The 24,662-nt window shown below is 68.8% G+C and carries 26 protein-coding genes; 22 read left to right on the forward strand and 4 right to left on the reverse strand.

Annotated features, from left to right (window positions below; genetic code table 11):
- Positions 1-123 precede the first annotated feature (123 nt).
- From otsA to ilvC, 12 genes are all read left to right on the forward strand, one after another.
- The gene (gene otsA, locus EV141_RS05805) at positions 124-1,551 is read left to right on the forward strand and encodes an alpha,alpha-trehalose-phosphate synthase (UDP-forming) (protein ID WP_130485029.1); all 1,428 of its coding nucleotides are present in this window, start codon (positions 124-126) and stop codon (positions 1,549-1,551) included.
- Positions 1,548-2,324, forward strand: coding sequence for a trehalose-phosphatase (gene otsB, locus EV141_RS05810; RefSeq protein ID WP_130485030.1), 777 nt, complete (start codon positions 1,548-1,550; stop codon positions 2,322-2,324). The genes otsA and otsB overlap by 4 nt, the downstream gene beginning before the upstream one ends.
- A 96-nt stretch (positions 2,325-2,420) precedes the next feature.
- Positions 2,421-5,351, forward strand: coding sequence for a Na+/H+ antiporter subunit A (locus EV141_RS05815; RefSeq protein ID WP_130485031.1), 2,931 nt, complete (start codon positions 2,421-2,423; stop codon positions 5,349-5,351).
- Positions 5,348-5,833, forward strand: a complete 486-nt coding sequence (locus EV141_RS05820; protein WP_130485032.1) for a Na(+)/H(+) antiporter subunit C — start codon at positions 5,348-5,350, stop codon at positions 5,831-5,833. The genes EV141_RS05815 and EV141_RS05820 overlap by 4 nt, the downstream gene beginning before the upstream one ends.
- Complete coding sequence (locus EV141_RS05825; RefSeq protein ID WP_130485033.1) at positions 5,830-7,440, forward strand: Na+/H+ antiporter subunit D; 1,611 nt, start codon at positions 5,830-5,832, stop codon at positions 7,438-7,440. The genes EV141_RS05820 and EV141_RS05825 overlap by 4 nt, the downstream gene beginning before the upstream one ends.
- The gene (locus EV141_RS05830) at positions 7,437-8,042 is read left to right on the forward strand and encodes a Na+/H+ antiporter subunit E (RefSeq protein WP_130485034.1); all 606 of its coding nucleotides are present in this window, start codon (positions 7,437-7,439) and stop codon (positions 8,040-8,042) included. Before EV141_RS05825 ends, EV141_RS05830 begins: the two co-directional genes overlap by 4 nt.
- Complete coding sequence (locus EV141_RS05835) at positions 8,042-8,356, forward strand: MrpF/PhaF family protein (RefSeq protein ID WP_130485035.1); 315 nt, start codon at positions 8,042-8,044, stop codon at positions 8,354-8,356. Before EV141_RS05830 ends, EV141_RS05835 begins: the two co-directional genes overlap by 1 nt.
- On the forward strand, positions 8,353-8,850 hold the full coding sequence (gene mnhG, locus EV141_RS05840; protein WP_241969109.1) for a monovalent cation/H(+) antiporter subunit G: 498 nt from the start codon (positions 8,353-8,355) through the stop codon (positions 8,848-8,850). Before EV141_RS05835 ends, mnhG begins: the two co-directional genes overlap by 4 nt.
- A gap of 10 nt (positions 8,851-8,860) precedes the next feature.
- A complete protein-coding gene (gene ilvD / locus EV141_RS05845; RefSeq protein ID WP_130485036.1) occupies positions 8,861-10,555 on the forward strand; it encodes a dihydroxy-acid dehydratase in 1,695 nt (564 codons plus the stop codon).
- A 50-nt stretch (positions 10,556-10,605) separates the two neighbouring features.
- Positions 10,606-12,414: an acetolactate synthase large subunit gene (locus tag EV141_RS05850; RefSeq protein WP_130485037.1), complete on the forward strand. Its 1,809-nt coding sequence runs from the start codon at positions 10,606-10,608 to the stop codon at positions 12,412-12,414.
- 5 nt (positions 12,415-12,419) lie between these two features.
- Positions 12,420-12,929, forward strand: coding sequence for an acetolactate synthase small subunit (gene ilvN, locus EV141_RS05855; protein ID WP_130485038.1), 510 nt, complete (start codon positions 12,420-12,422; stop codon positions 12,927-12,929).
- A 45-nt stretch (positions 12,930-12,974) separates the two neighbouring features.
- The gene (gene ilvC, locus EV141_RS05860) at positions 12,975-14,027 is read left to right on the forward strand and encodes a ketol-acid reductoisomerase (RefSeq protein WP_260437779.1); all 1,053 of its coding nucleotides are present in this window, start codon (positions 12,975-12,977) and stop codon (positions 14,025-14,027) included.
- A 37-nt stretch (positions 14,028-14,064) separates the two neighbouring features.
- Here ilvC and EV141_RS05865 read toward each other — a convergent pair whose 3' ends face one another.
- Positions 14,065-14,835 carry a DUF1353 domain-containing protein gene (locus EV141_RS05865; protein WP_130485040.1) on the reverse strand — a complete coding sequence of 257 codons (771 nt, stop codon included), beginning with the start codon at positions 14,833-14,835 and terminating at the stop codon, positions 14,065-14,067.
- An 84-nt stretch (positions 14,836-14,919) separates the two neighbouring features.
- Here EV141_RS05865 and EV141_RS05870 point away from each other — a divergent pair, with 84 nt between their 5' ends.
- Entirely contained in the window at positions 14,920-15,354 is a 435-nt protein-coding gene (locus EV141_RS05870; RefSeq protein WP_130485041.1) for a hypothetical protein, read from the forward strand.
- Complete coding sequence (locus EV141_RS05875) at positions 15,351-15,716, forward strand: hypothetical protein (protein ID WP_130485042.1); 366 nt, start codon at positions 15,351-15,353, stop codon at positions 15,714-15,716. The genes EV141_RS05870 and EV141_RS05875 overlap by 4 nt, the downstream gene beginning before the upstream one ends.
- Here EV141_RS05875 and EV141_RS05880 read toward each other — a convergent pair.
- Complete coding sequence (locus EV141_RS05880; RefSeq protein ID WP_241969111.1) at positions 15,697-16,086, reverse strand: DoxX family protein; 390 nt, start codon at positions 16,084-16,086, stop codon at positions 15,697-15,699. The genes EV141_RS05875 and EV141_RS05880 overlap by 20 nt on opposite strands.
- 115 nt (positions 16,087-16,201) lie before the next feature.
- Here EV141_RS05880 and serA point away from each other — a divergent pair, with 115 nt between their 5' ends.
- Positions 16,202-17,794 (forward strand): phosphoglycerate dehydrogenase, encoded by a 1,593-nt coding sequence (gene serA / locus EV141_RS05885; RefSeq protein ID WP_130485044.1) that lies wholly within the window; start codon positions 16,202-16,204, stop codon positions 17,792-17,794.
- A gap of 11 nt (positions 17,795-17,805) precedes the next feature.
- On the opposite strand, the gene EV141_RS05890 is transcribed toward serA, so the two are convergent.
- A complete protein-coding gene (locus EV141_RS05890; protein WP_130485045.1) occupies positions 17,806-18,390 on the reverse strand; it encodes a helix-turn-helix domain-containing protein in 585 nt (194 codons plus the stop codon).
- 78 nt (positions 18,391-18,468) lie between these two features.
- Here EV141_RS05890 and speB point away from each other — a divergent pair, with 78 nt between their 5' ends.
- Both speB and EV141_RS05900 read left to right on the forward strand, forming a co-directional pair.
- Complete coding sequence (speB, locus tag EV141_RS05895) at positions 18,469-19,416, forward strand: agmatinase (RefSeq protein ID WP_130485046.1); 948 nt, start codon at positions 18,469-18,471, stop codon at positions 19,414-19,416.
- 31 nt (positions 19,417-19,447) lie between these two features.
- Complete coding sequence (locus EV141_RS05900; RefSeq protein WP_130485047.1) at positions 19,448-19,810, forward strand: hypothetical protein; 363 nt, start codon at positions 19,448-19,450, stop codon at positions 19,808-19,810.
- A gap of 126 nt (positions 19,811-19,936) precedes the next feature.
- On the opposite strand, the gene EV141_RS05905 is transcribed toward EV141_RS05900, so the two are convergent.
- A complete protein-coding gene (locus EV141_RS05905) occupies positions 19,937-20,197 on the reverse strand; it encodes a DUF6458 family protein (protein ID WP_130485048.1) in 261 nt (86 codons plus the stop codon).
- Between the two features lie 253 nt (positions 20,198-20,450).
- Here EV141_RS05905 and EV141_RS05910 point away from each other — a divergent pair, with 253 nt between their 5' ends.
- The 5 genes from EV141_RS05910 to dapC are packed head-to-tail and all read left to right on the forward strand — an operon-like array spanning position 20,451 to position 24,516.
- Complete coding sequence (locus EV141_RS05910) at positions 20,451-21,509, forward strand: 3-isopropylmalate dehydrogenase (protein WP_130485049.1); 1,059 nt, start codon at positions 20,451-20,453, stop codon at positions 21,507-21,509.
- Positions 21,510-21,538: 29 nt separating this feature from the next.
- The gene (locus EV141_RS05915) at positions 21,539-22,651 is read left to right on the forward strand and encodes a branched-chain amino acid aminotransferase (protein ID WP_130485050.1); all 1,113 of its coding nucleotides are present in this window, start codon (positions 21,539-21,541) and stop codon (positions 22,649-22,651) included.
- Positions 22,651-23,082 carry a DUF6113 family protein gene (locus EV141_RS05920; protein ID WP_130485051.1) on the forward strand — a complete coding sequence of 144 codons (432 nt, stop codon included), beginning with the start codon at positions 22,651-22,653 and terminating at the stop codon, positions 23,080-23,082. The genes EV141_RS05915 and EV141_RS05920 overlap by 1 nt, the downstream gene beginning before the upstream one ends.
- Positions 23,079-23,396: a ferredoxin gene (gene fdxA / locus EV141_RS05925; protein ID WP_130485052.1), complete on the forward strand. Its 318-nt coding sequence runs from the start codon at positions 23,079-23,081 to the stop codon at positions 23,394-23,396. The genes EV141_RS05920 and fdxA overlap by 4 nt, the downstream gene beginning before the upstream one ends.
- A 10-nt stretch (positions 23,397-23,406) precedes the next feature.
- Entirely contained in the window at positions 23,407-24,516 is a 1,110-nt protein-coding gene (dapC, locus tag EV141_RS05930; RefSeq protein WP_130485053.1) for a succinyldiaminopimelate transaminase, read from the forward strand.
- Positions 24,517-24,662: the final 146 nt, after the last annotated feature.

Genomic DNA, 24,662 nt, shown 5'->3' on the forward strand with positions numbered 1-24,662 from the left:
CAATCGACGAACTTCAGATGCGCACTCTCTGAGAGAACTCTGAATCTCGGCTGATACGTTCGGTCCCGGACCAGCGACGAGCCCCCGACACCGCCGCCACCGCGGCAGGAACGAGCCACCGCCATGACCGATCGCGACAGCTACGACTTCATCGTCGTCTCCAACCGACTGCCCGTCGACCGGGTCGTCGACCCAGACGGCACGGCGCGGTGGCAGCGGTCTCCCGGCGGTCTCGTGACGGCGCTCGAGCCGGTGATGCGAGCATCCGACGGCGCGTGGGTGGGCTGGGCCGGCAAACCCGACCTCGAGCTGGAGCCCTTCACGGCCGACGACACGTACCTCGTGCCCGTAACCCTGAGCGCCGACGAGGTGGCCGACTACTACGAGGGCTTCAGCAACGACACCCTCTGGCCGCTCTACCACGACGTGATCGCACCCCCCAGCTACCACCGTGAGTGGTGGGACGCCTACGTGCGGGTCAACCGCCGCTTTGCCGAACAGAGCGCCGCCATCGCGGCCCCGGGCGCGACCGTGTGGGTGCAGGACTACCAGTTGCAGCTCGTGCCGAAAATGCTGCGCGAACGGCGCCCCGACCTGGTGATCGGCTTCTTCAACCACATTCCCTTCCCGCCGTACGGCATCTACGCGCAGTTGCCTTGGCGTCGTCAGATCGTCGAGGGGCTGCTCGGCGCCGACGTCATCGGCTTCCAGCGCGTCGCCGACGCCGGCAACTTCACCCGCGCCGTGCGCCGCCTGTATGGCGCCAACAGCACGAAGGGCTCGGAGGTGAAGGTGCCGGTCGCGCAGGGCGAGGCCCCGCGCACCGCGATCGCGAAAGCGTTCCCCATCTCGATCGACGCCGCCATGTTCGAAGAGCTCGCGCGGCAGCCCGCCGTGCAAGAGCGGGCAGCCGAGATTCGCCGCGAACTCGGCAACCCCGAGACGATCTACCTCGGCGTCGACCGGCTCGACTACACGAAGGGCATTAGGCACCGGCTCAAGGCTTTCGGCGAACTGCTGCGCGACGGTCGCACGACCGCCGGAGACAGTGTGCTTGTGCAGGTGGCGAGCCCCAGCCGCGAGCGCGTCGAGGCGTACATGCAGTTGCGCGACGAAATCGAGCTCACGGTCGGCCGCATCAACGGCGACTACGCGACGATCGGTCATTCAGCGATCGCCTACCTCCACCACGGCTACCCCCGTGAGGAGATGGTGGCGCTGTACCTCGCGGCCGACGTCATGCTGGTCACCGCCCTGCGCGACGGCATGAACCTGGTCGCGAAAGAGTACGTCGCCTGCCGCCACGACAACGACGGCGTGCTCATCCTCAGCGAGTTCGCGGGTGCTGCCGACGAGTTGAAGAACGCACTGCTCGTGAACCCGCACGACATCGAGGGCTTGAAAGACGCGATGACCGCCGCGGCCGGCATGCCGCAGCGTGAGCGCGCCTCCCGCATGCGCGCACTGCGCAAGCGCGTGCGGGAGAACGATGTGGCCCGCTGGTCGCGCGGCTTCCTCGACGAACTCGCGCGAGCGAAGGATGCGCGATGACGTCGCCGATCGATGGCGCGCTCGACGAGGCGCTTGCATCCCTTGCCCGCGCCCCGCGCATCCTGATCGCCCTCGATTTCGACGGCACCCTCGCCCCCGAGGTCGACGTGCCCGACGAGGCGCGCGCCCTGCCGGCGGCGCGCGAGGCAGTGGACGCACTGCGGGCGCTTCCTGACACCGTCGTCGCGTATGTGTCGGGTCGCTCGCTCGAGAGCCTCGCGCACGTTGCCGAGTACGGCGACGACCTGCCCCTCGTGGGTTCGCACGGACTCGAGGTGCGGCTCGGGCCCGACGATGTGCGGCCGGCAGCCACCGACGACGACCGCGCCCGGGTTGCCGCGCTTCGTGGCCACCTCGAGCCGCTCGTCGAGGCTGTCGACGGCGCCTGGATCGAGCAGAAGCCCGCAGGATTTGCCGTGCACACGCGGGTTGTCGAGGAGGTCGCCGCGCGCGTCTTGCTCGAGACCTGCCGCGCCGTGGCAGCCGGGGTTGACGCCGCGATGACGGTGCGCGACGGCAAAAACCTCATCGAGTTTTCCGCCCGCGACGCGACGAAGGGCGATGGCCTCCGGGTGCTTCGAGAGGCGTTCGCCGTCGACGCCGTGCTCTTCGCGGGCGACGACGTCACCGATGAAGATGCGCTGGCGATGCTCGACGACGGGGATGTCGGCATCAAAGTGGGTGCGGCGCCGACACGCGCGGGCTACCGCGTTGCCGACCCCGAGGGAATGGTGACGGTGCTCGCTCGGTTGGGAGAACTGAGGGCGGGCTGAGTGAATGCCCAGCAATGCCCCCAATAGAATGAACACACGAGGTCGGCGCCCTCTGCGCACCCCGGCCCTCACACGAGGTACTCGCGAGGAGGACGCATGATTGTCGCCCTCGCAGTTCTCGCGCTCGCAGGAATCGCCCTTCCATTCCTCGCCCGGCATGTCGGTTCGCGCGTCTTCGTCGCCGCCGCTGCTGTCGCCCTCGGTGTGTTCGTGCACACCCTGCTTCTCGGCCCCTCCGTGCTGGCCGGAGGATCGACGATTCCGCTCGAGCGAATCGAGTGGATCCCGCAACTGCAGTTGACCCTTGACCTGCGCATGGATGCGCTGTCGTGGCTGCTCGCCCTCATCGTTACCGGCATCGGCTCTCTCGTCCTGCTGTACTGCGGCACCTACTTCTCGCGCACCGACCCCGCGGTCGGCCGCTTCGCCGGTGTGCTCATCGCGTTCGTCGGTGCCATGTACGGCCTCGTCATCGCCGACGACGTCTACCTGTTGTTCGTCATGTGGGAGGCGACGAGCGTCTTCTCCTACCTGCTCATCGGCCACTACACGAACCGCCGCGCCAGCCGCGGTGCGGCCCTCGAAGCCCTGATCACGACGACCGTCGGTGGCCTCGTCATGCTCGTCGGCCTCGTGATCCTGTCGGTGCAGGTGGGCTCGTCGAGCATCCCGGTCATCCTCGACGAGACGCCGTCGGGCCCTCTCACGACGACCGCCGTGTTCCTCGTCCTCGTCGGTGCCCTGTCGAAGTCGGCCATCGTGCCGCTGCACTTCTGGCTGCCCGGTGCGATGGCCGCCCCCACGCCCGTGAGCGCCTATCTGCACGCCGCCGCCATGGTGAAGGCCGGCGTCTTCCTGATCGCGCGGTTCGCCCCCGCCTTCTCCGACGTGCCCGGGTGGCGCATCACCCTCGTGGCGCTGGGCGTCGCGACGATGCTCCTCGGCGGCTGGGTTGCCCTGCGCCAAACCGACCTCAAGCTGCTGCTCGCCTACGGAACCGTGAGCCAGCTGGGCTTCCTCGTCGTCATCGCGGGCTATGGCACGCGTGACGCCCTTCTCGGCGCTGGCGCACTGCTGTTGGCGCACGCCTTGTTCAAGTCGTGCCTGTTCCTGATCGTCGGCATCATCGACCAGCAGACGGGAACGCGTGATCTGCGGATGCTCTCGGGGCTCGGTCGTCGGATGCCCGTGGTCGCGGTGGTCGCGGCTCTCGCGCTCGCGTCGATGGCCGGTATCCCGCCCCTCTTCGGTTTCGTTGCGAAGGAGGCGGTGCTGCACGGGCTGCTCGTCAGCGGAGCGCCCGACGCGGGAGCCGGAGACCCGGTCGCGATTGCGGCGGTCATCGGCATCGTCCTGGGCTCGACACTCACGGTGGCCTACGGCCTACGGTTCTTCTGGGGTGCGTTTGCGACCAAGCCTGGCGCTGAGCGCACGCCGATCGCGGAGCGCCCATCCGCACTCTCGGCGGTCGCGCCCGCCGTCCTCGCCGGCGCATCCCTCGTTCTCGGCCTGGTGCCGCAGCTCGCTCACGTCGGAATCGTCGAGGTCGCGGCAGCGGCCCCCGCCGCCGACGGCGCCTACGACTACGAATTGGCCCTCTGGCACGGCTTTGGGCTCGAGCTGGGCCTGTCGGTGGTGACCGTGGTGGCGGGCCTCGGCCTCTTCCTCATTCGCGCGCGGGTTGAAGTTGTGCAGGCCTTCCTTCACTCGGGCATGGATGCGTCGGATGCTTACTGGCGCACGATGAGCGGCGTCGACCGCGTGGCGAACCGCGTGACGACGCTGACGCAGCGCGGATCGCTGCCCTTCTACCTGTCGGTGATTCTCGGCGTGTTCGTCGTCGGCACGACGGCGGCGCTCCTCGCCGTGCGCACGTGGCCGTCAGAGATTCGTCTCTGGGACACCCCCGCGCAGGTCGCCGTCGGTGTCGTGATGATCGGGGCGGCCATCGCGGCCACGCGTGCCGAGAAGCGCTTCGCCGCGCTGATCGTCGTCGGCGTCACGGGCTTCGGCATGACCGCGCTCTTTGCCATGGGCGGTGCGCCTGACCTCGCCATCACGCAGGCGCTCGTCGAGGTCGTGACCCTGATCGCTTTCGTGCTCGTGCTCCGCCGCTTGCCCGCCCGCCTCGGCGACCGACACGGCAGCACCCGGAAGGTCGCGCGCGCGATTCTCGGCATCGCGGTGGGCCTCGTCATGGCCGTCATCGCGCTGGTCGTCTCGGCAAGCCGCACCGCCGAGCCCATCTCCCTGGCGTGGCCGACCCTCGCGCGGGTCATTGGCCACGGCGCCAACGTGGTGAACGTCGCCCTCGTCGACCTCCGTGCGTGGGACACCCTCGGCGAGCTCGCCGTGGTGATCGCCGCCGCGACCGGCGTCGCCAGCCTGCTCTTCCTGCGGGGCCGCATCGATGCGCTCCCGCGGGTGCCGCGCGCCGACCTGGAACGCACCGTGCGCGAGCGCCTCGAGCGGTCGAGCGAGAACGACACCACGCAGCGCAGCGCATGGATCCTGGCGGGACTGACGCTCGATCCGCGCAACCGCTCCATCCTGCTCGAAGTCGTCGTCCGGCTGATCTTCCACGCCGTCATCGTGCTGTCGATCTACCTGCTCTTTGCCGGTCACAATCTGCCCGGCGGCGGTTTCGCGGGCGGGCTCGTGGCGGGGCTCGCGCTCGTCGCCCGATACCTGGCGGGCGGTCGCTACGAGCTCGGTGCCGCGGCGCCGTTCAGCGCCGGTGCGCTGCTCGGAAGCGGCATGCTGATCGCCGCCAGCTACACGTTTGCTCCCCTGCTGTTCGGCGCAAGTGCGATGACAAGCACCTACGTCGAGGGCGAACTGTGGCTCTTGGGCGAGGTCGAGTTCGTGACCTCCACAATCTTCGACATCGGCGTGTACCTGATCGTCGTCGGTCTCGTGCTCGACGTGCTGCGCAGCCTCGGCGCTGAAGTCGATCGTCAGGGGCGCGGCGGCGGGCTCACCGTCGGCGGCGACCTCGATGCGACCCCCGTGGGAGGCGCGCGATGACGATCAACCTCACCCTCGTGATCGTGATGGCGGTCCTCTACGCGTGCGGCATTTACCTGATGCTCGAGCGCAGCCTGACCCGCGTTGTTCTCGGGTTCCTGCTCGTCGGCAACGCGACCAACCTGCTCATCATCCTCATGGCGGGGCCGACCGGCATTGCTCCCATCGTGGAGGACCCGGCCGCCGACCCCAGCCAGTACACCGATCCGCTGCCGCAGGCCCTCCTGCTCACCGCGATCGTGATCACCTTCGCGGTCTCGGCGTTCATGCTGGCGCTGATCTACCGCAGCTGGCGGCTGGCGAATGCCGACGACGTGTCGGACGACGCGGACGACGTTGCCCTGCGCGAGCGGGCCGAGTCGGTGCTGCTCGAAGAGACCTCGCCCGACGAGGCGACCACCGAGTTCTTGCCCGATGGACTCGACGTTGATCCCGCATCCCTTGACGAAGCCCAGGGACGCCAGGGAGGTGAGCGCGCATGATCGACCTTCTCGGCGCCCTCGTGCCGCTCACCGTCATCATTCCGCTGTTCGCCGCGGGCCTCACCCTCGTGGTGGGCCGACGGCCGCGCGCCCAGCGCATCATCGCAGTGATCGCTCTCGCCGTGGTGCTCGCAATCGGCGTTGCGCTGCTGCTCGGAGTCGACGACGCCGGAACGGTCGTCGTCGAGGTCGGCAGCTGGCCAGCGCCGTTCGGCATCGTGCTCGTCGTCGACCGCCTGAGCGCCCTCATGGTGGTTGTGTCGGCGATCGTCTTGCTTGCGGTGCTCGTGTTCTCGATCGGTCAGGGTCTCGCCGACGGCGACGACGAGACGCCGGTGTCGATCTACTACCCGACCTACCTGATCCTGACCGCGGGCGTCATGATCGCGTTCATCGCGGGTGACCTCTTCAACCTGTACGTCGGGTTCGAGGTGTTGCTCGTCGCGAGCTACGTGCTCATCACGCTCGGCGGTACCGAATCGCGCATCCGGGCGGGTGTCACCTACGTGGTCGTGAGCCTCGTGTCGTCCCTGCTGTTCCTTGCGTCGATCGCGATGGTCTACGGCGCTCTCGGCACCGTGAACCTCGCGCAGATCGCCATCCGCATTCAAGACATTCCGGTCGACACGCAGATCGTCTTGCACGTCATGCTGCTCGTCGCGTTCGGCATCAAAGCGGCCGTCTTCCCCCTGTCGTTCTGGTTGCCCGACAGCTACCCGAGCGCACCAGCGCCCGTTACGGCGGCCTTCGCAGGCCTCCTCACGAAGATCGGCGTGTACGCGATCATCCGCGTCGAGACGGTCATCTTCCCGGGCACGGAGCTCAATCCGGCGTTGATGATTCTGGCGCTGCTCACGATGGTCGTCGGCGCCCTGGGTGCTGTTGCCCAGGCTGACATCAAGCGAATCCTGTCCTTCACGCTCGTCAGTCACATCGGCTACATGATCCTCGGCGTCGCGCTCGGCACCGCCGAGGGCACCGCGGCCGCGGTGTACTACATCGCGCACCACATCGTCGTGCAGACCACGCTGTTCCTCGCCGCGGGGCTCATCGAACGCGAGGCGGGGTCGACCTCGATCAGCCGGATCGGCGGCTTGCTCGCGAGCGCGCCGCTGGTCGCCCTGCTGTTCTTCATCCCGGCCCTGAACCTCGGCGGTATCCCCCCGTTCTCGGGCTTCATCGGCAAACTCGCGCTGTTCCAGGCAACGGCCGAGCAGGGCGACGCACTGGCGTACATCCTGCTCGGGGGTGGCGCACTCGTGTCGCTGCTCACCCTGTACGCGCTCGTCCGCGTCTGGAACCTTGCGTTCTGGCGAGGGGCGGATGAGGTCGAGCGCGGCTCCTCGCGCCTCCTCAAGCACGTCAACGAGGCGCCGCTCAGCACCTCGACCGTCAGCGAAGCACGCACGACGCCGCGGCTGATGACCGCATCGACGGCGGGCATGGTCATTGTGAGCGTCGCCCTGACCGTCTTTGCCGGCCCGCTGTACGGCATCGCCGAGCGTGCGGGCGAAAACCTCGACGGCCCCGACCGGTACGTGCTGAGCGTCTTCCCGCAGGGGGAGCCGTCGATCGACCGCGTGATCGAGGGGGTGCTTGAGCAGTGAGCGACACAACGCCTCCCGTCGACGACCGCGACCGCGTGCTCACGCCGGCCTCGGCGCCCGAGCCGCCTGCGGAGCCGCGCCGACGCATCACCTTCTTGCAGCTGTCGCCGCTGCTCATCGCCCTCGTCATTTTCTGGATGCTGCTCTGGGGCTCGACGACGCCGCTCACGATTCTCACGGGCATCGTTCTCGCCGTTCTCGTCACGCGGGTGCTCTACCTGCCGCGTGTGGTCCTCGCGCCGCGCGTGAACCCGTGGTGGTTCATCATGTTCCTCGCCGTGTTCTTCGGCCAGCTGGTGACCGCCTCGTTCCAGGTGGCCTTCCAGGCGGTCTTTGCCCGGCGCATCCAAAAGAATGCGGTAATCACGGCGCAGCTACACACCCGCAGCGATTTCATCTTGACCAGCACGGCCATTGCGATCTCGCTGGTCCCCGGGTCGGTCGTGCTCGAGATCGACCGTGAGCACGCCATCTTGTACGTGCACGTCTTGGGTGCCGACAGCCCCGAGAAGATCGATCGGGCGCGCGCGACGATCATCGAGACCGAGCGGCGCCTCCTGCGGGCCCTCGGCTCGCGCGACGAGTGGGAGGCGGTGCGCTGATGGAGACCGCGACAACCGTGCTGCTCTGGGTTGCGGGCCTGCTGCTCGCCACGACCGCGGTGCTGTGTCTCTGGCGAGTGATCGTCGGCCCGAGCATCCTCGACCGGATGATCGCCTCCGACGTGATTCTGACGACGCTCATGCTTGTGGTTGGTGCTGAGATGGCGATCAACAGCCACACCCGTACGGTGCCGCTCATGGTGATTCTCGCCGGCACCGCGATCTTCGGCACCGTCGCCGTCAGTCGCTTCGTCACCAAGCCGATCGAAGCCTCTGAGGCGCCGAGTGTCGCCGGAGCGGAGGATCGGCCGTGATCGACGTGTATCTCAGCGGTGTCATCGGCACCACCGGGGCAGAGCCCCTGGATGCGGTGCTCGACCTCGTCTCGGCACTTCTGCTCGTGCTCGGCGGCTTCTTGTCGCTGGCGGCAGCGATCGGGCTCATGCGCTTCCCTGACGCGCTTGCCCGGTTGCACGCCGCCACGAAGCCGCAGATTCTGGGCCTCATCGCGATCGTCGTTGCCATCGCCCTGAGTGTGCGCAGTTGGCAGGCCCTGCTTCTGCTCATTCCGGTCGTGGTGCTGCAGGTGCTGACGGCCCCCATCTCGGCCCACATGGTCGGCCGGGCCGGGTACCGCACGGGTACGTACAACCCCGACGGGCTGACGGCCGACGAACTTGCTCCCGACCTCGATGACGCCCAGCGCGTCTTCGTCGAACCGGCCCCGGAACTGGGCGGCCGTCGCCTGCCCTCCGACGACGATCAGGCCCGTTCTCGCCGAGACGACGAGGGTCGCGGCGCGCTCTAGACTCAGAGTTATGGCAGAAGTCGACCGCAAGCCTCGCTCCCGCGTCGTCACCGACGGCATTGAAGCAACCACGTCCCGCGGCATGTTGCGTGCCGTCGGAATGGGTGACGACGACTGGGACAAGCCCCAGGTCGGCATCGCGAGCTCGTGGAACGAGATCACGCCGTGCAACCTCTCGCTCAGCCGTCTCGCGCAGGCCGCGAAGGAAGGCGTTCACGCGGGCGGCGGGTACCCCCTGCAGTTCGGCACGGTCAGCGTCTCTGACGGCATCTCGATGGGCCACGAGGGCATGCACTTCTCGCTCGTCAGCCGCGAGGTCATCGCCGACAGTGTCGAGACCGTCATGCAGGCCGAGCGACTCGACGGCAGTGTGCTGCTGGCCGGCTGTGACAAGTCGATCCCGGGCATGCTCATGGCGGCCGTGCGCCTCGACCTTGCGAGCGTCTTCCTCTACGCGGGCTCCATCGCCCCCGGCTGGGTGAAGCTGTCGGACGGCACCGAGAAAGAGATCACGATCATCGACTCGTTCGAGGCGGTTGGTGCGGTCAAGGCCGGCAAGATGAGCGCCGAAGACGCGCACCGCATCGAGTGCGCGTTCGCGCCGGGCGAGGGTGCCTGCGGTGGCATGTACACCGCCAACACCATGGCCTCGGTTGCCGAGGCCCTGGGCCTCAGCCTGCCGGGTTCGGCGAGCCCCGCGAGCTACGACCGCCGCCGCGACATGTACGCCCACCGCTCGGGCGAGGCCGTCGTCAACCTACTGAACAAGGGCATCACCGCCCGCCAGATCGTCACGAAAGAGGCGCTCGAGAACGCGGTCACGGTGGCCATGGCGCTCGGCGGCTCGACGAACGTCGTGCTGCACATCCTGGCGATCGCTAACGAGGCCGAGGTGCCGTTCACGCTCGACGACTTCAACCGCATCGGCAGCCGCGTGCCGCACATTGGCGACCTGAAGCCGTTCGGCCGCTACGTCATGAACGACGTCGACCGCCAGGGGGGCCTCCCCGTGCTGCTGAAGGCGCTGCTCGACGAGGGGCTGCTGCACGGCGACGCGCTCACCGTAACGGGCAAGACGATGGCCGAGAACCTGGCCGAGCTGAACCCCGACCCGCTCGACGGCGATGTGCTGCGCACGCTCGACAACCCGATTCATGCCACGGGCGGCATCACGATTCTGAAGGGCTCCATGGCCCCCGAGGGTGCCGTCGTGAAGACGGCCGGCTTCGACGCCGCCGTCTTCGAGGGCCCGGCCCGCGTGTTCGAACGCGAACGCGAGGCAATGGATGCGCTCACCAACGGTGAGATCGTCGCCGGTGACGTCGTCGTCATCCGCTACGAGGGCCCGAAGGGCGGCCCCGGCATGCGCGAGATGCTCGCGATCACCGCCGCCATCAAGGGCGCAGGCCTCGGAAAAGATGTACTACTCTTGACCGACGGACGATTCTCAGGCGGCACAACCGGCCTGTGCATCGGCCACATAGCTCCCGAAGCGGTCGACGCTGGTCCGATCGCCTTCGTGCGCGATGGTGATCTCATACGGGTCGATATCGCTGCTCGCTCCCTCGATCTACTGGTCGACGAAGCCGAGCTGGAGGCGCGCCGCACCGACTGGGCGCCCCTGCCACCGCGCTATACCCGTGGCGTCCTCGCCAAGTACTCGAAGCTGGTCCGCTCTGCTGCGCAGGGGGCTGTCACCGGGTAGCGAGGGCATCTTTTCGCCCGATCACCGACTCGTCAGGGAAGCTGATACTCATGCCGACGGATTCGACCCCCGTGCCGACTCCCACTCCGCCCGCGCGCCCGGCCTCGACCGAGCCGCCCGTCCTGACCGGCTCCGGCGCGATTCTCGCGAGCCTCGAGAAGCTGGGCGTCACCGACGTCTTCGGTCTTCCCGGCGGCGCCATCATGCCGTTCTACGACGAACTCATGGCGTCCACGTCCATCCGGCACATTTTGGTGCGCCACGAGCAGGGCGCCGGTCACGCCGCCGAAGGCTACGCGGCCTCGAGCGGCCGGCTCGGCGTCTGCATCGCGACCTCCGGCCCGGGGGCGACGAACCTCGTGACGGCGATCGCGGATGCGCACATGGACTCGGTGCCGCTGCTCGCGATCACCGGTCAGGTCTTCTCGACCTCCATGGGAACCGACGCGTTCCAGGAGGTCGACATCACCGGCATCACGATGCCGATCACGAAGCACTCGTTCCTCGTGACCGACCCCGCCGACATTCCCGGCGTGCTCGCCGCCGCGGTGCACATCGCGACGACCGGTCGCCCGGGCCCGGTGCTCGTCGACGTCACGAAAGACGCGCAGCAGAAGTCGGCGCCGTTCATCTGGCCGCCGAAGGTCGAGCTGCCCGGCTATCGCCCTGTCACGAAGGCGCACGGCAAGCAGATTCAGGCCGCCGCGCAGCTGCTGGTCGAGAGCCGCAAGCCGGTGCTGTACGTCGGCGGCGGCGTGATCCGCGCCGGAGCGCACAAAGAGTTGCTGGCCTTCGCCGAGGCGACGGGTGCCCCCGTCGTCACGACGCTCATGGCGCGCGGCGCGTTCCCCGACTCGCACCCGCAGCACCTCGGCATGCCGGGCATGCACGGCACCGTTCCCGCCGTGCTGGGCTTCCAAGAGTCTGACCTGCTGATCGCGGTCGGCTCGCGTTTCGACGACCGCGTCACGGGCAAGGTCAGCGAGTTTGCCCCGCACGCGAAGATCGTGCACATCGACATCGACCCCGCTGAAATCGGCAAGATTCGGCCCGCCGACGTGCCGATCGTGGGCGACGCTCGCGAGGTGCTCGCCGACCTGCTGCCCGCCTTCCGCGAGGCGGCCGCGGCGCAGGCCCCCGACTTCAGCGACTGGTGGAAGCGCCTCAACACGCTCAAGCAGCAGTACCCGCTGGGCTACACCGAGGCCGATGACGGGCTGCTGACCCCGCAATGGGTGATCGAGAAGATCGGCGAGCTGTCGGGCCCCGAGGCGGTCTATGCAGCCGGCGTCGGCCAGCACCAGATGTGGGCGGCCCAATTCATCAAGTACGAGCGCCCCGGCTCGTGGTTGAACTCCGGCGGCGCCGGCACGATGGGCTACGCGGTGCCCGCCGCCATGGGGGCGAAGGTCGCCGAGCCCGAGCGCCTCGTGTGGGCGATCGACGGCGACGGCTGCTTCCAGATGACGAACCAAGAGCTCGCCACCTGCACGATCAATAACATCCCAATCAAGGTGGCGGTCATCAACAACTCGTCCCTCGGCATGGTGCGCCAGTGGCAGACGCTGTTCTACGACGGTCGCCACTCGTTCACCGACCTGAACACGGGCCACGACACCGTCATGGTGCCCGACTTCGTGAAGATGGCCGACGCGTACGGCGCTCTCGGTATTCGCGTGAGGACGCCTGAAGAGGTGGAGCCTGCGATCAAGCTGGCGATGGAGACGAACGACCGGCCGGTCGTCATCGACTTCATCGTGAGCCGCGACGCGATGGTGTGGCCGATGGTGCCGCAGGGTGTCGGCAACTCGTCGGTGCAGTACGCCCGTGACCACGCCCCCGAGTGGGAGAGGGAGTAACCGCCATGACGTACCACGTGCTCTCGCTCCTCGTCGAAGACAAGCCCGGTCTGCTCACGCGCGTCGCGGGGCTGTTCGCCCGCCGCGGCTTCAACATTCGCTCGCTCGCGGTCGGCACGACCGAGATCGAGGGGCTCTCGCGCATCACCGTTGTGGTCGAGGTCGAGGGCCTGCCGCTCGAGCAGATCACGAAGCAGCTGAACAAGCTGATCAACGTGCTGAAGATCGTCGAGCTTGACCCCGGTCAATCGGTGCAGCGCGAGCACATGCTCGTGAAGGTGCGCGTCGACAACACGACCCGCTCGCAGATTCTCGAGGCCGCGACCCTGTTCCGGGCCCGCGTCGTCGACGTCGCCACCGACGCACTCGTCATCGAGGTCACGGGCGACACCCAGAAGGTCGAAGCGCTATTGCGGGTGCTCGAGCCGTACGGCATCAAAGAGATCGCCCAGTCGGGTCTTCTCGCGATCGGTCGCGGCGGCAAGAGCATCAGCGAGCGCGTTCTCAAGAACTAAACCGGATGCGCGGGGCCACGCCCCGAGCATCCGCCCGAAAGAAAAATCACCACTACAAGGAGTGAATCCCGCATGACCTCTGTCATCACCGACAAGGACGCCGATCTGTCGATCATCCAGAGCAAGAAGGTCGCGATCGTCGGCTACGGCTCGCAGGGCCACGCCCACGCGCAGAACCTGCGCGACTCGGGCGTCGAGGTCGTCATCGCGCTGAAGGACGGCTCGAAGTCGACGGCGAAGGCCGAGAACGACGGGTTCCGCGTGCTGAGCGTCGCCGACGCCGCCGCGTGGGCCGACCTGATCATGATCCTCGCGCCCGACCAGCACCAGCGTGCGATCTTCGCCGAGTCGATCAAGGACAACCTGACCGAGGGCAAGACGCTCGCCTTCGCGCACGGCTTCAATATCCGCTTCGGCTACATCGAGGCGCCCGAGGGCGTCGACGTGATCCTCGTCGCCCCGAAGGCCCCCGGCCACACCGTGCGCCGCGAGTTCGTCGCCGGCCGCGGTATCCCCGACATTGTGGCCGTTGAGCGCGACGCCTCGGGCACCGCGTGGGACACCGCGCTGTCGTACGCGAAGGCCATCGGTGGCACCCGCGCCGGCGTCATCAAGACGACCTTCACGGAAGAGACCGAGACCGACCTGTTCGGCGAGCAGGCCGTGCTCTGCGGCGGAACCTCGCAGCTCGTGCAGTACGGCTTCGAGGTGCTCACCGAGGCCGGCTACCAGCCCGAGATCGCCTACTTCGAGGTGCTGCACGAGCTGAAGCTCATCGTCGACCTCATGTGGGAGGGCGGCATTGCCAAGCAGCGCTGGAGCGTGTCGGACACCGCCGAGTACGGCGACTACGTGTCGGGCCCGCGCGTCATTGACCCGAGCGTGAAAGAGAACATGAAGGCCGTTCTCGCTGACATTCAGTCGGGCGCGTTCGCGAAGCGCTTCATCGACGACCAGGATGCCGGCGCCGTCGAGTTCCACCAGCTGCGCGACAAGGCCGCCGCTCACCCCATCGAGGAGACCGGCCGCGGCCTGCGCGCCCTGTTCTCGTGGAAGCAGCAGGACGCCGACTACACCGAGGGCTCGGCGGCCCGCTAGCCTTTCGCGTCCACCCCACCGACGGCCCGTCTCGCGCTCAGCGCGGGGCGGGCCGTTCGCGCAGGTACTCGTCGCGCCACGCGGGCGTCGGCTCGGCGGTGGGTCGGGGCCCGCGTCGGCCAGACACCAGCCAGACCACGTTCGCGATGACCGTCTCAACGCCCGCGGCCGCATAGGCGCCGGCGACGAGGGGCAGGTACAGGGCGCCCAGGTAGCTCGCCGCGACCACGAGGCCCACGTCGCGGAGCCAGAAAACGGGGGCGAGGGCGGCGGGAAGAAGCAGCGCGAGCATCCACCAGGGGCTCGCGATCACCGCGAGCGGCACCATCGCGACGAGCAGCAGCGCGCCGAGCGCGACCTGCGCGATCAGGGCGCGGCCCCGCCAGCCGCCGTGCCGTAGCCAGCTCTCGAGCCCGACCGCCGCCCACATGACCCGGGCGCGCAGCAGGTGCACGCCCTCATCGACGAGGGCGATGCGGAAGCGTTCGTCGGCCTGGCGGCGCCGCGCGAGGCGTTCGGTGGCGGGCGTCTCGAGCACGGCGGTCACCTCCGAGTCGTGCATGACCGCGGGCAGCGTCTGCGGCCCGTAGTTGGCGATCAGCCCCCACAGAAACGGCGGCACGGACGCGAAGTCGGTGCTGTTGCCGCTCGTCGGCGGCGCTGACAGATCGTGGGCGGGGATGCGCGTCACCGCCCCCGAGACCGGCTCACGGTACTGAAAGGCTTCCGCCACCTGGAAGAAGCGGCCCCGGCGGTAGACGAGGGGGAGTGCGGTGAGGGGAGCGCCCTCGGTCGTCTCGAACGGCACGGCATCCCCCTTCGCGCCCGGCGCCGGTCACCGTGCGCCCTCGACTGTAGGGGCTTCCCCCGACCAGGCGGCTAGGGTTTTGACATGGCCCGCGTACCCGAGGATGACGACGACGCTGCCCTGCGCTGGGACGACGTCGACGACGCGAGCTACGACCTCAGAGGCGAGCCGGCGCGCGACGAGCAGGTCGCGCCCGCCACAGACACCCGCCTCGATGAGGCTCGGCAGAGCCGCCCTGTCGCAGCCGTCGCCGCCACCGGAGTCTTCGGCGGCGTCTACCTCATGTACGTCATCGGCTGGCTGATCGGCGTCGCACAGTTGCCACTGAGCGGCCGCGATCTGCTGCAAGAGATCACGTACCAGTTCGCCGAGTTCTTGGCGATCGTCTCGCCGATCTTCTGGTTCGTCACGACACTCGTGCTGACGCGCGATGGTTCGGCCGTGCACCGCTTTGGCTGGCTCGCGCTCGGAACCCTTGTGCTCGTGCCCTGGCCCTTCCTGTTGGGGGTGATCGCGTGAGCGAGGATGCTGACACCACGCCGGCGACGGACGCTGAGCCCCGCTTCGGCGCGGCCCGCATCGCCGTTCTCGTCGTGCTCGGCCTGATCGCTGCCTGGTTCGTCTACGACGGCATCGGCAGCCTGGTGAACCTGCCGCAATTGTTCACCGAGCTGGGGCTCGAGGCTGAGATTCCGTGGGTGGCACTTTGGCTCGGCGCTGTGCAGGCCCCGGTGATCTTCGCCGCCGCAGCCCTCATCGGCGCGCGTCAGCCCGTTGCCCGCTACGCGCTGGTCCTGATCGCGGCGCTCGCGGTCATCGCCGCGGCGCGGTTGTCGCTGATCGCCGCAGCGACCGGCGTCATCACGGTGCTGCCGGCGTAAGCCCGACCCACAGCACGAGCGCGATGAGCGCCGCCTGCATCACGAGGCGCGGCCAGAACGGCACCGCGAAGACGCCGAACTTTTCGCGCTGCCCCGCCGCATAGGCGTTGGCGGGGAACACGCACACCAGGAACACGGCGAGCGCGATGCCGGCTGCGGCCCGCGTCGGTTCGACGAGCAGGCCGATGCCCCCGGCGATCTCGGCGACGCCGGTGACGTAGACCCAGCCGCGCTTCGAGAAGGGGCGCCCGTGAAAGACCGCCGGCACCATCGCGGCCATGCCGCGAACGACCGTCGGAATGAAGTGGGTGACGCCGATGCCGATGAAGACGATGGCGGTGATCACACGGGCGAGCTCGACGGGCGTCATGCCCGCCATTCTGCCTGCGATACCCTGAATACACCGGTCGCCCCCGATGGTGTGCGGCGACGACGTCACCCCTGTCGCGCCTCTCCCGCGTCGCCCCGCGTCATAAGGATTCTCTGTGCCCAAGCCGGTCGTACTGCTCGCTGAAACGCTGTCCCCTGCCACGGTCGACGCCCTCGGGCCCGACTTCGACATCCGCCACGTCGACGGCACCGACCGCCCGGCGCTGCTCGCGGCGCTTGCCGAGGCGCACGCCGTGCTGATTCGCTCGGCCACCCAGATGGACGCCGAGGCGATCGCCGCTGGCCCCCAGCTGAAGGTCATTGCCCGTGCGGGCGTCGGCCTCGACAACGTTGACGTGAAGGCGGCCACGACCGCCGGCGTGATGGTCGTGAACGCCCCGACCTCGAACGTCATCTCGGCCGCCGAGCTTGCCATCACCCACCTGCTTGCGCTCGCGCGCCACCTCCCGGCCGCCGACGCCTCGATGAAGGACGGCCAGTGGAAGCGCAGCGCCTTCACCGGCGCCGAGCTCTACGAGAAGACCGTCGGCATCGTGGGTCTTGGCCGCATCGGCACTCTCGTCGCCGAGCGCCTCGCGGGCTTCGGCGTCGAGCTCATCGGCTACGACCCCTTCGTGCCGCCGGCCCGCGCCCAGCAGCTGGGCGTGCAGCTCGTCACGCTCGACGAGCTGATGCAGCGCAGTGACTTCATCACGATCCATATTCCGAAGACGCCCGAGACGACGAACCTGATCGGCGCCGAGCAGTTCGCGCTCGCGAAGCCGACCTTGCGCATCGTCAACGCGAGCCGCGGCGGCATCATCGACGAGGATGCGCTTGTCACCGCCCTCACGGAGGGCCAGATCGCAGGCGCCGGCCTCGACGTCTTCGTGAGCGAGCCGCCGACGGGGTCGCCGCTTCTCGGCGCCCCGCGCATCCAGCTCACCCCGCACCTGGGCGCCTCAACGGACGAGGCGCAAGAGAAGGCGGGCGTCTCGGTCGCCAAGTCGGTGCGCCTCGCGCTCGACGGCGAACTCGTGCCCGACGCGGTCAACGTCGCCGGCGGCGTCATCGACCCGAGTGTGCGCCCCGGCATCCCGCTCATGGAGAAGCTCGGCCAGGTCTTCGCCGCGCTCGCCGACCACTCGTTCGCCGCGATCGACGTCGAGGTGCGCGGCGAGATCGTCGCCCACGACGTGGGGGTGCTGAAGCTCGCCGCCCTCAAGGGTGTCTTCGGCCGCATCTCGAGCGAGCAGGTCAGTTACGTGAATGCCCCGCTGCTCGCCGAGCAGCGCGGTGTCACGGTGCGACTCGTGACCGACGCGGTCAGCGACGAGTACCGCAACCTGCTCACCATTCGTGGCACGCTTGCCGACGGCTCGCAGCTGTCGGTGTCCGGCACGCTCGTCGGCGCCAAGCAGGTGCAGAAGATCGTCGAGATCAACGGCTACGACGTCGAGGTGCCGATGGCCGAGCACCTCATCGTCATGCTGTACACCGACCGGCCCGGCATCGTCGCGGTCTACGGCAAAGAGTTCGGCGACGCCGCGATCAACATTGCCGGCATGCAGATTGCCCGCCACACCGCGGGTGGCCCGGCGCTCAGCGTGCTGACGGTCGACTCGCGGGTTCCCGACGACCTGCTCGAGCGCGTGCGGGTTGCCATCGACGCTGACGTCGTGCAGGCGATCACGATCGTCGAGCAGTAGCCGCGCGAGCGCTACTGCGAGCCGCTCCAGGGAGCGGGCACGAGCATCCAGAGAACGACCGTGTCGTCGTCGGAGTCGTTGCGCCACGTGTGCGGCTCACGGCCGGGAAAGGTCATGGTGTCGCCCGCGGCCAGCTCGTGCCAGTCGTTGCCGAGCCGGAACCGCAGGGCGCCCGACAGCACGTGCAGTACCTCGACGTCGCAGTTGACGGTGTAGGGGTCGCCGCCGCCGCTCGCGCCCGGCTGCATGACCGAGCGGATGATCTGCACGCGCCCCTGCCCCCGCGGGGTCAGGAGGCGCTCGATGACGTCAGACCCGCCCATGTTGATGAGCGGAGCGTCGTCGAGAGGGATCAGGTCGCTCTCGATCGTCTCAAAGAGGTCGCCGACCGGCAGCGAGAGCACCTGACAGATGGTGATGAGCGTTGAGACGCTGGGGGAGGTCTCGTCGCGCTCGACGCGGCTGAGGAAGCCCCGGGTGAGGCCGGATGCTTCGGCGACCTGGGCGACGGTGAGGCCCTGTGCGAGGCGTGAGGCGCGCAGCTTGGCGCCGATGCGCACCGGTTCGCGACTCGCTCGGGGATGCACGGGCTTCATGCTGCGACCTCCTCAGCTTTTACTGTAGTGCCGCGCAGTGACGTTTACCTACAGGCATCAATTGATTACTCTTGTGGCATGAGCCCCGAGCCCATCGGCCCCGTCGACGCCAGCACGCGACCCCGCTTCGCCGACATCGCGACCTTCGCGCGTTTGCCGCGGCTCGACCAGGTCGAGCACGCCGACATCGCGGTCGTCGGGGTGCCGTTCGACTCGGGCGTGAGCTACCGCCCCGGCGCACGCTTCGGGCCCGCCCACGTGCGCGAGGCGAGCCGCCTGCTGCGCCCGTACAACCCCGCCCAAGATGTGCACCCCTTCGCCGTGCAGCAGGTCGTCGACGCGGGCGACATCGCCGCCAACCCCTTTGACATCACCGAGGCGGTCGCCGCGGTCGAGACCGCCGCGCGCGAACTCACCGAGAACGGCACGCGACTCGTCACGATCGGGGGCGACCACACGATCGCGCTGCCGCTCTTGCGGGTGGCCGCCGAGCGCGCCGGCGGCCCTGTCGCCGTCGTGCACTTCGACGCCCACCTCGACACGTGGGACACCTACTTCGGCGCGCCCGTCACGCACGGCACTCCCTTCCGGCGCGCCAGCGAGGAGGGCCTGATCGACCAGGAGGCGAGCCTCCACGTCGGCATTCGTGGCCCCCTCTACGGCAAGGACGACCTGCGCGACGACGAGCGCCTGGGCTTCGCCATCATCAGCTCGGTCGATCTCGAAACGGAGGGCCTGCCGCGCGCGATCGAGCGCATGCACGCCCGCCTCGGCGACCGGCCGGTGTATGTCTCGATCGACATCGACGTGCTCGACCCGGCCCACGCGCCCGGCACCGGCACGCCCGAGGCCGGCGGCCTCACGAGCCGCGAGCTGCTCGCCATGGTGCGCGCACTCGGCGAACACCGCCTGGTGGGCGCCGACGTCGTCGAGGTGGCGCCGGCCTACGATCACGCCCAGCTGACGGCGGTCGCCGCATCGCACGTGGCCTACGAGCTGATCAGCGCCATGGGAAACAGGCACTGACGAGCGCTCAGAAACGTTTTACCCTGGATGCATGACTGACGTCACTCCGAACGCATCCGTTCTCGATCGGGTCAGCTCGGCCGCGCCCGCGATCGCCCTCATCGGTCTGGGCCTCGTCGCGGCGCTGCCGGTGCTCAGTCAGGCGCTGTTCATCGTGCCGGTCGCCGGCCCCACACCCTTCCTCGCGGGCGTCGGCACGGTCTTCGCTCTGCTCGGCATCGTCGCCGCCTTGGCTGCGCTCGTCGGCGGAGTCATTACGGTCGAACGGCATCCGCGATTCCAACTCGTCGGTGCGGGCGCCGCACTCGTCGGGGGAGTGTGGCTGACCCACCTCATCGTCGAGCAGGCCGGCATCGGCGCGTTCGGCGCACTGCAACGGGTGAGCGGCTTTTAGGCGCTGCGCTTGCAGCGTGAGCCGCGCACACGACAACGGCGCCGGCCCCTCGCGGGGAACCGGCGCCGTCGTTGTGTGTGATCGGGATGCTCAGATGGCGTCCGTGACGGACGCGAACGTCGCGACTTACGCGACGGGCGGGTCGTCAATCGACGACTCGCGGCGGGTGACACGCTCACCGCTCGCCGGGTCAACGCCCGAACGCTCGGTGGTGACGGCCGAACGGCGACGCATCATCAGGGCAACGCCGATGATGACGGTGATCACGCCGGCGCCCATCAGGATGTATCCGATCGTCAAGAGCTCAACGCCCTCGACAGCAACGTTGATCGCGAACGCGAGAATCGCGCCGACAACGAACAGGAAGATACCGAAACCAATGCTCATGACACTGACGTCCTTTCTCGGATGACTCGGTGGCGAGTCTGACCCTGGTGCGGGCCGTGCAGAAAGTTAGCGTTTCCTGGATGCTCCGCGAAAGCCCCCACGGGCATCCTGCCCCCCAAAGGCGGTAGCCTGAGACCGCCGGATGCCCGCAATTGAGCGGAAAACACGGCCATCCTGGGAATCACCTGGTATGTCCCTCATTCGGGGGACACGGCCCGGTTCTCGACGCTTTCCGACCCCGCGAGGAGACCCCGTGACGCGCACGCTCGACCTGGCCGTGATTCCCGGCGATGGGATTGGCCCCGAAGTGATCGGGGAGGCATTGACCGTCATGCGGGCGGCCGTCGGCGAGAGCCTCGAGGTGCGCGAAACGCACTACCCGCTGGGGGCGAGCCACTACCTCGCGACGGGAGAGATCCTGTCGGACGACACCCTCGCGGCGCTCGGCCAGCACGACGCGATTCTGCTCGGAGCGGTCGGCGGCGACCCCCGCGACCCGACGCTCGCCGGCGGCATCATCGAGCGGGGCCTGCTGCTGAAACTGCGCTTCGCGCTCGATCACCACGTCAACCTGCGCCCCACCCGCCTCTACCCGGGCGTCAGCTCGCCGCTCGCGAGCCCCGGCGACATCGACTTCGTCGTCGTGCGCGAGGGAACAGAGGGCCCGTACGTCGGTAACGGCGGCGCGATCCGCGTCGGAACGCCCCACGAGGTGGCCAACGAGACCAGCGTGAACACGGCATACGGCGTCGAGCGCGTCGTGCGCTTCGCCTTCGCCGAAGCCGAGCGCCGCCGCAAGAAGCTCACCCTCGTGCACAAGACCAACGTGCTCGTCCACGCCGGTTCGCTCTGGCAGCGCACCGTCGACCGCGTCGCGGCCGAGCACCCCGAGGTGAGGGTCGACTACTTGCACGTCGACGCGACGATGATCTTCCTCGTCACTGACCCGGCCCGCTTCGACGTCATCGTCACCGACAACCTCTTCGGCGACATCGTCACCGACCTGGCGGGCGCCGTCGGAGGCGGCATCGGCATCGCCGCTTCGGGCAACCTCGACCCGTCCGGCGCGCACCCGTCGATGTTCGAACCTGTGCACGGCTCGGCGCCGGACATTGCGGGCCGCGGCATCGCCGACCCCACCGCCGCCATTCTGTCTGCCGCGCTCCTGCTGCGGCACACCGGTCACCCCGAGGCGGCCGAGCGCATCGAACGCGCCGTCGAGGCCGACCTCGCGAGCCGAAGCGGCGCCGAGGCCCGCTCGACGGAGGCGATCGGAGCATCCATTGCCGCCGCCGTGCGGCAGTACTCTTGAGCAACACCGCTCGATCGACGAGGACCGCCATGACCAACCTCCTGCCCCTGGCTCCGAAGAACCTTGAGTTCGCCGTCACGCGAAACGAGAGCGCGGCAGACGCGTCGAAGCGGGAGGAGATTCTTGCGAACCCCGGCTTTGGTCAGCACTTCACCGACCACATGGTCGACATCTGCTGGAGCGAGTGGGGCGGCTGGCACCGCCCGCGCGTGCAGCCCTACGGCCCGATCTCGCTCGACCCGTCGGCCGCGGTGCTGCACTACGGGCAAGAGATTTTCGAGGGCCTGAAGGCATACCGTCACGCCGACGGCTCGATCTGGTCGTTCCGCCCCGACGCGAACGCCCGCCGTCTTCAGCGCTCGGCGAAGCGCATGGCGCTGCCCGAGCTGCCGGTCGACTACTTCCTCGAGTCGCTGCGCCAGCTCATCGCGGTTGACGGCGACTGGGTGCCGAGCGCGCCCGAGACCAGCCTGTACCTGCGCCCCTTTATGTTCGCGAAAGAGGCGTTCCTCGGCGTGCGGCCGGCGAAGAAGTTCAACTACTACGTGATCGCTTCGCCCGCGGGTGCCTACTTCACCTCCGGCCCGGCACCCGTTTCGATTTGGCTGTCGACGCACTACTCGCGCGCCGGCCGGGGCGGCACGGGCGCGGCAAAAACCGGGGGCAACTACGCCGCCTCCCTCGTCGCGCAGGCCGAGGCCGCCGAGCACGGCTGCCAGCAGGTGCTCTTCCTCGACTCGGTCGAGCAGAATTACCTCGAAGAGCTCGGCGGCATGAACGTCGTGCTCGTCTACAAAGACGGCACGCTGGTGACCCCGCAGAGCGACTCGATTCTCGAGGGCATCACGCGCGACTCGATCCTCCAGCTGGCCGAAGACCGCGGCCACCGTGTCGAGCGTCGCGCCGTCGAGCTCGACGAGTGGAAGGCCGGCTACGCCTCGGGCGACATCGTCGAAGCGTTCGCATGCGGCACCGCTGCCGTCGTCACGCCGATCGGCATGCTGAAGGGCGACGGCTTCGAGATCGGCAGCGCCGACGCGACGCCCGGCGCGCTCACCATGGAGCTGCGTCAGGCGCTCACCGACATCCAGTACGGCCGGGCCGACGACCCGCACGGCTGGATGCACCGCCTGGACAGCTGATGACGGATGCGCGTCGCGCCGCCCGCGCGCGCCTCGCGCTGCGGCTCGCCTTCGCCGCCGCCGGGGCGCTCATTGGCGCGCTCGTTGGCACCGTGGCGACCTTCGCCCACCAGTCGATGCCGCCGCTCGGCGTCACCCTCGCGCTGCTCACGAGCACCGTCTTTCTTGTCGGGATGCGCCTAGCCGCGCCCAGTCGCGCGGCCGTGATCGGCGCATCCATCGGGCTGCTCGGGGTGACCCTGGTGCTTGCCGCACCGGGCACGGGCGGCAACTTGGTCGTTCCCGGCAACACCGTGGGGTACGTGTGGCTGATCGGCGTGGTGGCGGCGAGCGCGGTCATCGTGACGTGGCCGCGCATTCAGCGTGCTCCCCACCCGCGTGCGGCTAGCATGAACGAGCCCATCGAAGAGAAGGAACCCGTCTCACCGTGACCTACGTGATCGCCCTACCCTGCGTCGATGTCAAAGACCGCGCGTGCATCGACGAATGCCCCGTCGACTGCATCTACGAGGGCGACCGCATGCTCTATATCCACCCCGACGAGTGCGTCGACTGCGGTGCGTGCGAGCCGGTGTGCCCGGTCGAGGCCATCTACTACGAAGACGACGTGCCCGAGCAGTGGGCCGACTACTACACGGCGAACGTCGAATTCTTCAGCGAGATCGGTTCGCCCGGGGGTGCGGCGAAGGTCGGCGTGATCCACTCCGACCACCCGATCGTCTCGGCGCTCCCGCCGCAGAACTAGGCCGGCCGCCGTGCCGGCGCTTCCCGACTTTCCCTGGGACTCGCTCGCGCCGTTTGCGCAGCGCGCCAGCGCGCATCCCGACGGCATCGTCGACCTCTCGGTCGGCTCGCCCGTCGACGCGACGCCCGCAGTGGTGCGCGACGCCCTCGTCGCGGCCACCGACGCGCACGCCTACCCGCAGACGATGGGCACCCCCGCTCTGCGCGAGGCGATCGTGCGGTGGTACGCACGTCGCCGCGGCGTCACGCTGCCGGGCGTCGACGCGGTGCTGCCGACGATCGGCTCGAAAGAGCTAGTCGCCCTGCTGCCTCTGCTGCTCGACGTCGGGCAGGGCGACGTCATCGTGCACCCCGAGACGGCCTACCCGACGTACGCGGTCGGCGCGGCCATCGTCGGTGCGACCGCGGTCACCGCTGACGACCCCGCCGCGTGGCCGGAGGGCACGAAGCTCGTCTGGCTGAACTCGCCCGGTAACCCGACGGGTTCGGTGCTCGACGCCGAGGCGCTGCGGGTGCGCGTCGCGCGCGCCCGCCAACTCGGCGCCGTCATCGTGAACGACGAGTGCTACGCCGAATTGGGCTGGGAGGCGCCGTTCGCCGACGAGCCGGTGCCGAGCATCCTGGATGCGACGGTCATCGGCGAGGCGAGCGCCGCGGGCGCCCTCGACGGGGTGCTCAGCGTGTACTCGCTGTCGAAGCAGTCGAACTTGGCGGGGTACCGCGCGGCATTTCTCGCGGGCGACCCGCAGCTCGTGGGCCGCATCCTCGCGGTGCGCAAGCACGCCGGGCTGATCCCGCCGGCCCCGGTGCAGGCGGCCATGGTCGCCGCGCTCGACGACGACGCGCACGTCGCCGAGCAGAAAGAGCGCTACGCGCACCGCCGACGGATGCTCGCCGACGCGCTCACGGATGCCGGCTTCGCGATCGATCACTCCGAGGCGGGCCTGTATCTCTGGGTCACGCGGGGCGAGCCGGCGCTCAGCACGATCGCGTGGCTGGCGGAGCGGGGAATCCTGGCGGCACCGGGAACGTTCTACGAGGGCGACGCCTCGCAGCACGTGCGCGTCGCGCTCACGGCCACCGACGAGCGAATCGCGGATGCCTGTAGGCGACTGCATTAGGCGCTGATCGACAACGGATCAGGCGCTGCATTGGCTGATGCAGTACTGGTCAGCGTTTACGCCTAGGCTGTAGCAGGGTCACCCGCGCCGCCACCACCCTTTGGCGCGAGCCGGGATCCCGCCCCCCACCGAGTCCAACCAACGCG

Origin of the sequence: Microcella putealis (assembly GCF_004216575.1) — a bacterium.
Classification (GTDB): domain Bacteria; phylum Actinomycetota; class Actinomycetes; order Actinomycetales; family Microbacteriaceae; genus Microcella; species Microcella putealis.